This window comes from Clostridium sp. MSTE9 (genome assembly GCF_000277625.1).
Taxonomy (GTDB): domain Bacteria; phylum Bacillota; class Clostridia; order Oscillospirales; family Acutalibacteraceae; genus Faecalispora; species Faecalispora jeddahensis.
In genome coordinates, this window is the sequence record NZ_AKFU01000034.1 from 1 (window position 1) to 12,141 (window position 12,141).

At 52.3% G+C, this 12,141-nt stretch carries 11 protein-coding genes; 4 read left to right on the top strand and 7 right to left on the bottom strand.

The window, feature by feature from the left end:
• Nucleotides 1-14: 14 nt before the first annotated feature.
• Both HMPREF1141_RS08435 and HMPREF1141_RS08440 read right to left on the bottom strand, forming a co-directional pair.
• Complete coding sequence (locus HMPREF1141_RS08435; RefSeq protein WP_009063318.1) at nucleotides 15-1,391, bottom strand: glycine--tRNA ligase; 1,377 nt, start codon at nucleotides 1,389-1,391, stop codon at nucleotides 15-17.
• A 38-nt stretch (nucleotides 1,392-1,429) separates the two neighbouring features.
• Complete coding sequence (locus tag HMPREF1141_RS08440) at nucleotides 1,430-1,852, bottom strand: GtrA family protein (RefSeq protein ID WP_009063296.1); 423 nt, start codon at nucleotides 1,850-1,852, stop codon at nucleotides 1,430-1,432.
• A gap of 402 nt (nucleotides 1,853-2,254) precedes the next feature.
• Here HMPREF1141_RS08440 and HMPREF1141_RS08445 point away from each other — a divergent pair, with 402 nt between their 5' ends.
• The 3 genes from HMPREF1141_RS08445 to HMPREF1141_RS08455 all read left to right on the top strand — a co-directional run bounded on the left by HMPREF1141_RS08445 (nucleotide 2,255) and on the right by HMPREF1141_RS08455 (nucleotide 6,553).
• The gene (locus HMPREF1141_RS08445) at nucleotides 2,255-2,944 is read left to right on the top strand and encodes a response regulator transcription factor (RefSeq protein WP_009063327.1); all 690 of its coding nucleotides are present in this window, start codon (nucleotides 2,255-2,257) and stop codon (nucleotides 2,942-2,944) included.
• A gap of 89 nt (nucleotides 2,945-3,033) precedes the next feature.
• Nucleotides 3,034-4,551 (top strand): HAMP domain-containing sensor histidine kinase, encoded by a 1,518-nt coding sequence (locus HMPREF1141_RS08450; protein ID WP_009063222.1) that lies wholly within the window; start codon nucleotides 3,034-3,036, stop codon nucleotides 4,549-4,551.
• A gap of 22 nt (nucleotides 4,552-4,573) precedes the next feature.
• Nucleotides 4,574-6,553: a trypsin-like peptidase domain-containing protein gene (locus HMPREF1141_RS08455; protein WP_009063382.1), complete on the top strand. Its 1,980-nt coding sequence runs from the start codon at nucleotides 4,574-4,576 to the stop codon at nucleotides 6,551-6,553.
• Between the two features lie 115 nt (nucleotides 6,554-6,668).
• Here the strand turns inward: HMPREF1141_RS08455 and HMPREF1141_RS08460 are convergent, their stop codons facing one another.
• From HMPREF1141_RS08460 to HMPREF1141_RS08480, 5 genes are all read right to left on the bottom strand, one after another.
• Complete coding sequence (locus HMPREF1141_RS08460; protein WP_009063228.1) at nucleotides 6,669-8,477, bottom strand: methyl-accepting chemotaxis protein; 1,809 nt, start codon at nucleotides 8,475-8,477, stop codon at nucleotides 6,669-6,671.
• 317 nt (nucleotides 8,478-8,794) lie between these two features.
• Nucleotides 8,795-9,448 carry an ABC-2 transporter permease gene (locus tag HMPREF1141_RS08465; RefSeq protein WP_009063343.1) on the bottom strand — a complete coding sequence of 218 codons (654 nt, stop codon included), beginning with the start codon at nucleotides 9,446-9,448 and terminating at the stop codon, nucleotides 8,795-8,797.
• A gap of 131 nt (nucleotides 9,449-9,579) precedes the next feature.
• Nucleotides 9,580-10,218, bottom strand: a complete 639-nt coding sequence (locus HMPREF1141_RS08470; RefSeq protein ID WP_009063304.1) for an ABC-2 transporter permease — start codon at nucleotides 10,216-10,218, stop codon at nucleotides 9,580-9,582.
• Entirely contained in the window at nucleotides 10,215-11,075 is an 861-nt protein-coding gene (locus HMPREF1141_RS08475; protein WP_009063299.1) for an ABC transporter ATP-binding protein, read from the bottom strand. Before HMPREF1141_RS08475 ends, HMPREF1141_RS08470 begins: the two co-directional genes overlap by 4 nt.
• Complete coding sequence (locus HMPREF1141_RS08480) at nucleotides 11,072-11,452, bottom strand: GntR family transcriptional regulator (protein ID WP_009063329.1); 381 nt, start codon at nucleotides 11,450-11,452, stop codon at nucleotides 11,072-11,074. Before HMPREF1141_RS08480 ends, HMPREF1141_RS08475 begins: the two co-directional genes overlap by 4 nt.
• Nucleotides 11,453-11,818: 366 nt before the next feature.
• Between HMPREF1141_RS08480 and HMPREF1141_RS08485 the strand changes: the two genes are divergently transcribed.
• The gene (locus HMPREF1141_RS08485; protein WP_009063230.1) at nucleotides 11,819-12,139 is read left to right on the top strand and encodes a hypothetical protein; all 321 of its coding nucleotides are present in this window, start codon (nucleotides 11,819-11,821) and stop codon (nucleotides 12,137-12,139) included.
• The last annotated feature ends 2 nt before the right edge of the window (nucleotides 12,140-12,141 follow it).

The following is a 12,141-nucleotide window of genomic DNA, read 5'->3' on the forward strand; positions in this document are numbered from 1 at the left end:
TTAGAGAATAAAATTCAGAATTCGATTTTGGCTTCGATATATTCCACTAGCTTGTCGATGGAAACGCGCTCCTGCTGCATGGTGTCGCGGTCGCGGATGGTGACGCAGCCGTCGGTTTCGCTTTCGAAATCATAGGTCAGGCAGAACGGGGTGCCGATCTCGTCCTGACGGCGGTAGCGCTTGCCGATGGAACCGGCATCGTCGTAATCGACCATAAAGTGCTTGGCAAGCTTCGCGTAAACCTCCTGAGCCTTCTCATTCAGCTTCTTGGAGAGGGGCAGGATGGCCGCCTTGTACGGCGCAAGCGCCGGGTGCAGGTGCATGACGATACGGCTGTCGTTCTCGCCGAGCTCCTCCTCGTCGTACGCGTCGCACAAAAAGGCCAGCGCAACACGGTCTGCGCCGAGGGACGGCTCGATGACGTAGGGGATATAGCGCTCGTTGCTTTCGGAATCAAAGTAATCCAGCGCCTTGCCGGAATGGTTCTGGTGCTGCTTTAGGTCGTAGTCGGTGCGGTCTGCGATGCCCCACAGCTCGCCCCAGCCGAACGGGAACAGGAACTCGATGTCTGTTGTCGCCTTGGAGTAGAAGGAAAGCTCCTCCTTCTCGTGGTCGCGCAGGCGCAGGTTCTCTTCGTTCAGGCCAAGATTTAAGAGCCAGTCCTTGCAGTAGTCTTTCCAGTAGTAGAACCAGTCGAGGTCGGTGTCGGGCTTGCAGAAGAACTCCAGCTCCATCTGCTCGAACTCACGGGTGCGGAACGTAAAGTTGCCGGGGGTGATTTCGTTGCGGAAGGATTTGCCGATCTGCGCCACGCCGAACGGAATCTTGCGGCGGGTGGTGCGCTGGATATTTACAAAGTTTACAAAAATACCCTGAGCGGTTTCGGGGCGCAGGAAGATTTCGTTCTTCGCGTCCTCGGTAACACCCTGAAAGGTTTTAAACATCAGGTTGAACTTGCGGATGTCGGTAAAGTTCTTCGAACCGCAGTCGGGGCAGGCGATGTCGTGCTCTTTGATATAATCGGACATCTGCTCGAAGGTCATGCCGTTTGCGTCGCCGCCGGCTTCTTCAATCAGCTTGTCCGCGCGGTGACGGGTGTGGCAGTCGCGGCAGTCCATCAGCGGGTCAGAGAATCCGCCCACGTGGCCGGAGGCAACCCATACCTGCGGGTTCATCAGAATCGCGGAATCCAGCCCGACGTTGTAGGGGCTTTCCTGCACAAACTTTTTCCGCCATGCCGCTTTTACATTATTTTTAAATTCCACTCCCAGCGGGCCGTAATCCCAGGTGTTGGAGAGTCCGCCGTAAATCTCGGAGCCGGAATAGACAAATCCCCGGTTTTTACACAGACTGACAATTTTGTCCATCGTTTTTTCGCTGTTCTTAAGCATGTTTCATCCTCCAATTTCGGGACGCTGGCTGCGCCCCTTTATTTTTTCTGGTTGAAGATCAGCAGCTTGCTGAAAATGTAATTCAGAATGACCACAATCACGTTCATCAGGATTTTGGCCACCCAGAAATTCCAGTGAAGTAAATCCACCAAAAGCCCCATGCCGAGGGTATCGACGCCCAGTGAAAACAGGCGCGCCCCCAGAAAAGACATCGATTCCCGCATCAATACCGCGGGCGCCATGCTTTTGCTTTGGAACACGAACAGCTTATTGGTGAAAAAGGCAAACGCGACGGAAGCGACCCAAGCCAGCGTGTTGGCCACGTACAGGTTCCAGTGCAGAACATCGTACAAAAGGCCGGCCAGCAAAATGTTGATCAGTGTGGTGAGAACACCGAATACCAGGTAGGAAAGCATCTCTGGTGAAGTGAGAAACCTCCACAGTTTTGTGAGTTTATTCATTTCGGGAATCCCTCCTGCGAGCCATACATTACAGTGTACCATTGTACCGCATTTCCTGCAAGTGAATTTATTGCAAAAATATCCGGAACAAAAAAGAAGCGGGCAATTTCGGCATCCCAGCCCAAAACAGCTGCAAAGGCCCGCAGAGCGTATGCCGCCGGGTGAAAGCTTTAAAAAATATTCATCCTTTTTATTGCCCATTTTAGTATAATAATCTGGTATAATAACTGCAAAAGTGTTTGCGGTTAGGATGCGCGGCGAATCAAGATATCATTACGGTATGTGGCGCGGCGCTTTTGAGGCTGATTTTTCAGCGGCGCGTTGTGCCCGTAGTACCGTACGGAAATCCCGCAGAAGTGATTTTGAATGTTCATATAAACAGGACGGAAGGAGTAGAATACTATGGCGGCAGGAAAAATTATGGTAGTCGACGATGACCAGAACATCTGCGAGCTGCTGCGGCTGTATCTGGAAAAGGAAGGCTTTCACGTGGCGATCGCCAATGACGGCAAAAGAGCGGTGGATCTGTTCGATGCAGAGAACCCGGATCTGATCCTTCTGGACATTATGCTGCCGGAGCTTGACGGGTGGCAGGTTTGCCGTGAGATTCGCAAGAAGTCTCAGTGCCCGATCATCATGCTCACGGCGAAGGGCGAGGTATTCGACAAGGTGCTCGGTTTGGAGCTGGGCGCGGACGATTATGTGGTAAAACCCTTTGAGGCCAAAGAGGTTGTGGCCCGCATTAAGGCGGTGCTGCGCCGCGTGGGCAAGAATGGCGACGAGTTGATTAAGGAAGTGAAGTTCGACAAGCTTTCGATCAACCTGACGAACTACGAGCTGCGTGTGAACGGCGTTCAGGTGGACACGCCCCCCAAAGAGATGGAGCTGATTTACCACCTGGCCAGCAACCCGAACCGTGTTTTTACGCGTGACCAGCTGCTCGATGAGGTGTGGGGCTTCGACTATTACGGCGATTCCCGCACAGTAGATGTACACGTAAAGCGCCTGCGCGAAAAGCTGGAGGGCGTTTCAGAGAAATGGGCCCTGAAAACCGTTTGGGGCGTAGGTTATAAATTCGAGGTCAAGGAATAAGCGGCGCCGTATTTCTCGGCGGCGGCAAGACCGTCTGTTGCTCCCTGCATGGGAGGATGGATTGAAATGGAGAAGGGGCGTCTCGCGGAGTGAAAAAAACTCTGTTTAAAAAGTATCTGCGCATCACACTGACGATCATTTTTGTCAGCTTTATCTTTTTGGGCGTGGTGATGATCAGCTTTATTTCGCGCTACTGGCAGGACGAAAAGCGGGAGCTGCTGAGTAAAAATGCTCAGAGCGTTGCGGCTGTGGCGTCGGAAAGCGTGATCATGATCCAGAACAATCAATACATGGTGGACGGCAAACGCATGCAGGCGTTTATCTCTGCGTTCTCGGTGAATATTGACGCGGATATTTTCGTAACGGATAAAAACGGAGCCCGCCTTCTCTCGGCCTATACCGGCAGCGGGGAGGTAGGAGCCGGCGTTGTGGGCGCGGACATCATGACTCAGGTGATCAATGGCGGCTATATGGGTACCGGTACCCTCAAAGGGATTTACCAGCAGCCCCATTACATTGTGGGCGTGCCCATTCAGGTGCTGGGTGACAACGGTACGACTGTCACGATCGGAGCGGTATTTACCGCCTCCAACATCTATTCCTTGCAGGTGTACCGCACAGAAGCGCTGCGGATGTTCCTGATTGCCGCGGCGGCGGTTTTTATGCTGTCATTCATCATGGTGTGGCTGTTTTCGTACCGGCTGGTGCGGCCTTTGCATGAAATGTCGCTGGCGGCGCACAGCTTTGGCGAGGGAAATTTCTCGGTGCGTGTTCCGGTGACGAGCAACGACGAAATCGGCCAGCTGGCGCTGGCATTTAACAACATGGCGGCTTCGCTGGCCTCCGGTGAAACGGTGCGCCGCAACTTTATCGCCAACGTGTCGCACGAGCTGAAAACGCCGATGACGACCATCGCCGGGTTCATCGACGGCATACTGGATGGGACGATTCCGCCGGAGCAGCAGGAAAAATACCTGAAGATCGTTTCCACCGAGGTCAAGCGCCTTTCGCGGCTGGTGCGCACGATGCTCGATCTTTCGCGCATCGACAACGGCGAGCTGAAGCTGCGGCCTGGACGCTTTGATCTGACGAACACCATCTTTTCGGCTCTGCTTTCGTTTGAAAAGGCGATTGAGGACAAGCACCTGGAGGTGCGCGGACTGGAGGATGCGGAAAGCCTGTTCGTCGACGGCGACCCGGATATGATTCATCAGGTGATGTATAATTTGATTGAAAATGCCGTAAAGTTTACCAACAACGGCGGATACATCGAGATTCATGTGGAGGATAAAGCCGACCGGGACATCGTTCGTGTGAAGAACAGCGGCGCGGGAATCCCGCCTGACGAGGTCGACATGATTTTCGAGCGTTTTTACAAAACGGATAAATCGAGAAGCTACGATAAGAACGGGATGGGGCTTGGCCTGTATATCGTACGCACCATCATCGGGCTGCACGGCGGCGAGATCACGGTTTCGAGCGTGGAGAACGAATACTGCGAATTCCAGTTCTGGCTGCCGAAAAACAAGGAAAAACAGATCAAGGCCGAGGCTGAGGATGCGCCGTTTAAGGAGCTTTCGAAGGATAAAAAGGAGCCGAAGGGGTAAACCATTTTACGGGGGGATGAGCATGGACGATTTTCAGTGGAAAAAACCCGACGGGCAGGGAGAAGCCGACGAGGCAGAGAAATCCCAAAAGCCCTGGCCGGATACTTTGGAAGAGTTTTTCTTACAGAAGGAAACGCATTCCGAAAGCGCGGCCGAAGAGGAAAAGGATCCCCCGCAGAGCAGCCTGCCGGATTTGGAGCGGACAGATTCGCAGGGGCCTAGTGATGATCCGGCCGGAGAGCCGGATGCAGGTTCCGATTCAGATGCGCCGATTCCGGAAGCGGAGGAACCTCCCCCGGCACAGCCGGAGAAAGAGAGTTCCGCCGCGGATAGAGCGCCCGAAGAGGTGCACGAAGAGAACCCGAACCCAGAAACAGACGCACCGGGTGAACCGCAGAAGAACCCCGCACAGGAACAGGAGAATCCCGCGGCGGAGCAGCCAAGGCCGCCGTATGGTCCTTATGGTTCCGCGCAGAGCGAGGGACGGCAGGATACCGCGCCGGGCCAGTGGGCACCGCCGTATAACCCCTATGGTTCCGCGCAGAGCGGAGAACAGCAGAACCCTGCACCGGGTCAGCCGCCGCAGGCACCGTACGGGTATCCGCAAAACGGATGGCAGCAGTATCCGGGTTACCCGCCATACCCGCCGTATGGGTATCCGCCCTATCCGCCGCAAGGGCAACAGATGCCGTTTGGCTATCAGCCCCCGCGGGTCTATGCGCCTTACGGGCAGGGAGCGGGCAAGGGGCCGTTTCATCAGCCGGAATATACCCCAAAACCGCCGAAGAGCAGGGGCTACCGTCTGTTTATCGGCGCGCTCGTGACCTTAACCGCCGTTTTTGTGCTTGGGTTTTTCAGCCTCAGCGTTTATACGGCGCTTTTACCGGAGAAAAACGATTCCTCGGCTTCTTCGCAGCCGCCGCAGGGGCCTTCCGAGGCGCCGCCGGAATCTGCGGAGCCTTCTCAGAGTGTGGAAGACGCGGAGCCTGCGCCGACCGGAACGCTGGCCGACCCCAAATTTGCGGGATTGGCGATTGCGTCTGCGCCCACGGGCGGGGAGAGCACCGCGAAAGAGATTTACGCGAAGGTATCTCCCTCCATTATCGGTGTGGTCTGCGAAACGCAGGAGGGGACCAGTTCCGGCTCGGGGATCATCTGCCGTTCGGACGGCTATATCATCACGAATTCGCATGTGATCAAGGACTCAAAAAACCATTCGCTGCTGCGCGTGATTCTGCACGACAACAGCCAGTACAACGCAGCGGTGGTCGGCTTTGACAAAACGACGGATCTGGCGGTCCTAAAAATCGATGCAAAAAATCTGCCTGTGGCTGCTTTCGGAAATTCCGATTCACTGGCTGTCGGCGACTGGGTTCTGGCAATCGGCAACCCGGGCGGCATGACCTTTGCCAGCTCGCTGACCCGCGGCGTTGTTTCGGGTCTGAATCGTTCGGTGGGATACAGCGACAAGGCGAACATGACGTATATTCAGACCGACACGGCGATCAGCCCCGGGGCTTCCGGCGGCGCGCTGTTGAACCTGTATGGACAGGTGGTCGGTGTGAACACCTCGAAGCTTGTGGCGGAGGGCTATGAGGGAATGGGCTTTTCCATCCCGATCGCGCGCGCCAAAAGCATTGTGGATGACCTGATCAAGAGCGGGTATGTGTCTGGGCGGGCTCGTCTGGGCATTGGCGCGAATCAGGTGACCAGCTTGCAGCAGCAGTTGGGCTGGCCGCAGGGGGTGGTTATCGTTTCGATCGATTCCGAGAGTGCATTTCAGGGGACAGAGGCGAAGGTGAACGACATTATTACAAAGGTGGACGGCACGTCGATCTCGACCATGACGGAGCTGTACCAGAAGCTGGGTCTGCATAAGCCGGGGGATACGATGAAAATGACGCTTTACCGTCCGGGCGCGATTGGCCAGCAGGGCAAGACCTTTGAAGTAACAGCTACGCTGTTGGCCGACAACGGCGAAACACAGCAGAGCGTAAAATAAACCGGGTCTAAAACTCGGCTGAATAAAAAGCGCACCAGATCGGGATTTAAAACCGATCTGGTGCGCTTTTTATGAATCTATCAGGAGGATATGTCTGAAGCTGTTTCTTTCTTTCTCACAGCAACGGAGCAAGCTCGGCGGATTCTTCTTCCGAAAAGAGGTCGGGCTCGTCGGAGAAAAGCGGAAAATCGGAATACCCGGGATCTTCTGGGAGGTCGGAGATCTGCACGGGTTCGACGGTGGCCCCTTCTCTTAGCTGAAACACGTTGACCAGGCTGAGCATGATTTCGGACTGACCGGACAGCTCTTCACTGGCGGCTGCGCTTTCTTCTGCGGTAGCGGAGTTTGTCTGTACGACGCCGGAAATCAGATTGATACCTTCGTTGACCTGATCGATCGCGCCGGTCTGCTCCTGTGAGGAGACCGCGATATCCTGAATCAGAACGGTGACGTCGGAGGACCTCTTTGCGATTGCATCAAGAGACTTGCGTACCTTGTCTACCAGCGTGGTGCTGTTTTGGATGGCGGAAAGGGTGTTTTCGACCAGAGAAGTGGTGTTATCGGCAGCCTGGGCGCTTTTGCTTGCCAGGTTCCGGACTTCCTCCGCCACGACGGAGAAGCCTCGTCCCGCGGAACCGGCCCGGGCGGCCTCTACCGCTGCGTTCAGGGCCAGAATATTCGTCTGGAAGGCAATATCGTTAATGGTTTTGATGATCTTGTTGATTTCGGTAGAGGTCTTTTCCATTTCAGACATCGACCCCACAAGCTGCTGCATCAGCGTGTCGCCGTCCTGAATCACGCGGGCTGTTTCATCCGCATGCGAGCTGGCGGTTTGCGCGTTGGAAGAATTGGCCTTTACCTTATCGGAAATTTCACTGATGGTGGCGGCGAGCTCTTCAATCGAGCTGGCCTGCTCTGTGGCTCCCTGCGACAAAGTCTGTGCACCCAGGGATACCTGCTCTGCCCCGGTAGAAACCTGGCTGGCGGCAACTTGAACCTGTGAAAGGGTGCTGTTCAGGGAATCCACAATGGAGACCAGAGCCTCCTTGATCGGCGCAAAATCATTTTTGTAATCGACATCAACGGTTACGGTCATGTCGCCTTTTGAAATGGCGCCAAGCACGTACGAAATGTTGTCAATGTAAGCTTTCAGATTCCCGGATACAGTACGCATGCCTTCTGCCAGAACCCCCAGCTCATCTTTTGAAACATAGGGGATATCCACATCCAGCTCTCCCTCAGAGAAGCGGAGCATGGCGGACTCGATCTGCTTGATCGGCTTTGTGATGATACGGACAATATAGATACAGATCAAAATGATAAAAACGAGGATGGCGGCGCTGAAAACGGCAATGATCTGATACGTTTGCTTTTCGGTTTTGGAAGCGCTGATATAAAATTGGTTCGCCACGGATTTAGAGGATGAACTGAGTGTGGAAGAAAGAGTTTGGGATGCGTTGGCAATCGTAATAAAATCGGAGTAGTACAGCTTTTTTGCGGACTCCACTTCTCCGCGGCTGTACATGTTTTGCAGCTGCTCGCTCAGCCTTTTTAAGGTGGTTGAGTTGGCGATCAGCAGATTCAGCTTGTCCTGATTTTCTTGTAAGGTCAGGTTGTTTTTTAAGATCGCTATGTCAGACTGCATCGCCAGATCCAGCCTTCTCAGTTCGGATTGATACCCGACAATGGAATCCTGGTCGTCGTTTGTCAAATACATCAGCAGATATTTCTGCTGTGCGTTGAGTGATTTGTTCAAATCTTCCGATGCGGTTACGGTTTGATACGGCCCTTGATAGAAGCTGTTCAGAGAGTTTGCAATCGATTTCATCCCGAACATGACAATACAGGCGATCATCACACTGAATAAAACAACAACTAAGGTAAAGCTGACAGTCAGTTTTTTGGGAATGGATAGATTTTTCATGAGGGCCCTCCAAAGCAACAATTTTTATCTTAGCCGCAAAGTCATTCGGCAATGGTCTCAAAAAAATAAAATCGATTGTTAAAATTTTCCAATATGTGACTGAGACAATTATATAAGACTTGTCGAACTCTGTCAATCTGGAAGCGGGAGAGGGGCAGACAAAAAAACTTTGCTATTTTTGTAAGGGCTTACAACAATTGATAAAAACGTGGTGCGATCCGACGAAAAAACCGGCCCAAATCGCTTTTTGATTCAGGTCGGCCGTTGTGAAATTTATTTTATAGAAAAATTTTATCTCTAAAATGAAGGATTTTGGATTAAGAGACATCGCTTGTTTCGAGTACCTTGCAGGAAAGGAAGTAAGAGCCCCAAAACAGCAGGAGCGCAAAAAAAAGACCGAAAACTGGGGCCTGGTGGAAAACCAAAGTATTAAGAAGGAGCAGGATTTCCGTATTACGACCGATAAGACCGAAAATCAAGTCAAAAACATTCAATAAAATATAGCAAAGAACCAGAATCCAGATCGCGTCCTGCGAGCCCTTTCGGTAGGCCGCCGGTAAAAAGGCACTGAGCAGCAGAAGCGTGAGACCGATCATCCCGCAGTGCTCTAGAAATACCTCCTGAGTAAAACCATAGGAAAATCCAGAGAGAGAAAAACCCATCAGGTTGCCCGTAAGGAGAATACAGGACAGAAACAGGTACCGACTGCGCACCAGCAGTCTTTTGTCCACCGGAAACGACAGTACATAGACATTCCACTTGTTCCTTTCGTCCCTCTGAAAAGCAAAATAAGCCGTTATCAAAGTAAGCCAATGCGTCGAAGCCGAAACGATGAAGCCATAGGCAAAATCTTTTTCTCCCAGCCGATTGAGAAAGATCCAGACGCCAACAAGGGAAAACACGATTAAAAACAGCCCGGCGAGCAGGAATTTGCGCAGATGAACAAAATCCTTATACAATAAGCCTTTCAAAGTGATTTACTCCTTTCTTTGCAGAAGCTGCGGATGCAGGGAAAAGAATGCGGAGAGATATGATTCGTGGGAACTGGGACGGGTACCTTCCGCTCCCCGCGATTCCGCAGAAAAGTAACCGGCCCCTTCCTTTACTGGACATCCTTCTGTTCCATGATTTTACAGGAAATCAGATAGGATAGAAAGAACAGGAGAACACAAGCCCCGAAGGCAGCCGCTACCAGAAAAACAATGGACAGATCACCTGGTCCGGAGATTGAGAACGGCAGTTTTTGCAGAAGATAGATCAGTAGAAAGACAAGCAAAAAAACGCCCATCAGCAGGATCCGCGCGGTCTGGGTGCCAAAGCGGTACATCAGGGGAGCCAGAATGCCGATTAGAATGAACGACATCCCAATAGAGCTTAGAATTTGAAGAATGGTTTCCGCATGGAACAGATTGCCTGCAGCCGCCGAGAACGCGAAGGAAAGGCAAGTGGCCACAAGGATTGCCAACAATAAGTAGACGTACCTGCCGAGTACCAACAGACGCTTGCTGACCGGTAAGGAAAGTGCGTAAAGATTCCACTTGCAGGCTTCGTCATATGCAAACAGATTGATGGACAAAAACACTGTGAAATAAATGGTCATGAAAGACAACGTCCCGTCACCGAGAAGGGAATAATCGGAATGCACCACCATTGAGATGAAAAACAGCAGCAAAAGAATCGCGCTGAAAGCCAGAAGGCTTCGTTTGGAGATCATGAGGTCCTTCATCAATAAACCTTTCATCGTTTTTGCTCCCTCCCATAGAACACCATAATGTCGTCAAGACTGGCCGGGTCTACCATCAGCCCGGGGTGGCGCTTTACAAATCCCGGCCGGTCTTTGATCAGTGCCTCGCAGCCAAAGGAATTCTTTCGGCTGCGCAGATAATCGCTTTTCGGCAGGCGGCCGAATTCCTCCGCGCCGCACTTTACAACGCCATAAGAATCCATGATTTCATCCTTTGAGCCGCTCAGCAGTATTTTGCCTTCGTGAATGAAGGTGACATAATCCGCAATCCGCTCCAGATCGGCGGTGATGTGCGAGGAGAAGAGCACGGCATGCTCTTCGTCCTGAATGAATTCCAAAAGCAGATCAAGGATTTCGCTGCGCATCACAGGATCGAGCCCGCTGGTGGCTTCATCCAGGATCAGGAGGCGGGGATGGTGAGCCAGCGCGGCGGCAATCGAAAGCTTCATCCGCATTCCTTTGGAAAAATCTTTGATCAGCTGATCACGCGGGAGATTGAATTCTTCCAAATAGGACTGGTACAGCGGTTCATCCCAGTCTTTGAAAAATCTTTTTAGCAGATCGCTGATATGCCGGGAATGGAACTCCCCGGGAAAATAACAGTCGTCGAATACCACGCCGATCTGCTCTTTGATTTTACGCTCTTCCTTTTGCGCGTTGGAGCCAAAAATCCGAATCTCGCCGCCGTCGGGCTTCAGCTCATTTAAAAGCAGTTTAATGGTGGTAGTTTTACCGGCGCCGTTTTCGCCTACCATCCCCATGATGCTCCCGCCGGGAATAGAGAAACTGACATCCTGTAAGGCAAAGGAGGGAAAACGCTTCGTCAGGCCGCGTACTTCCAGTAAATTCTTCATATCGATTCTCCTTTATAAAGTTGATTGAGAAGTTCAGAAAGCTGTTCAAGGGAAATAGAGCCGGCCTGTGCCAGCCGCACGGCCTGTGAGATCAGCTCCCTGATCTGGCGCAGGTGTTCCTCCTGAATGGCCGAAACGTTGCGTGCTGCGACAAAGCTGCCCTTGCCGGCCCGGGTGATCAGGAAGCCGTCGCGCTCCAGATCTTCATAAGCACGCTTCGTGGTGATCACGCTGATTTGCAGTTCCCTGGCCAGTACGCGCATCGACGGCAGAGCGTCGCCCTCTTTCAGCTTGCCGCTGATGATCTGGTTTTTCACTTGGTGTGTGATCTGTTCGTAGATGGGTCTGCTGTCTGAATTGCTGATGAGAATATCCACGGCGCTCTCCTTTCCGAATACTGTATATATACTATATATACAGTATGGCGCGATCGTGTGAAAATGTCAAGTGTTTTTTCTGGGAAAAGAAACCGAAATATACATATAGTATATATTTTGAATGATTCTACAATTTGTGCTCTCTTTTTCCCTGCTTCGCGGAAAAATAAAAAATATTTTTGAATGCTTTCTCTTTTAGGGGAAAGTTTTTTTATTTTGTCCGGGGGAGTCAGAACCTGCCGATCCCGAGAAAACACGAAGCAGCTTTGTCAGACCATGCAAGGAATGGTAAAGATTGCGTTGGTCGGTAGGAATGGCGAGGAACTTTGTCACAAAACAAGACAATGAGACGGGGAAGGAGGGCGTATGACGGACCCAAATAAGGCGAAGCGAAAAATTATGCGGGGCTACGACAAGCTGGCGTTTGGCACGGTTGCGGACGCCGTGCGGCTGATGTTCTGCGACGACCCGGATCAGCTGGAGATTCGCGGGATGGATTTATTCAATGTGGCGGAAATCAAGCGCCCCAAGGGCGGTGGAATGGAGATCAAGTTTTTTGACCGCATCAAGGCGCTGCAATGTTTGGAGCAGATGAATGAGGATCGCGGGGAGGGCCCGGGCGGCTTTTACCGTGCGCTTGAGCAGAGCGTGCGCAGCTTTGAGCCGAATTCGCCGGAGGAGGACTGAGT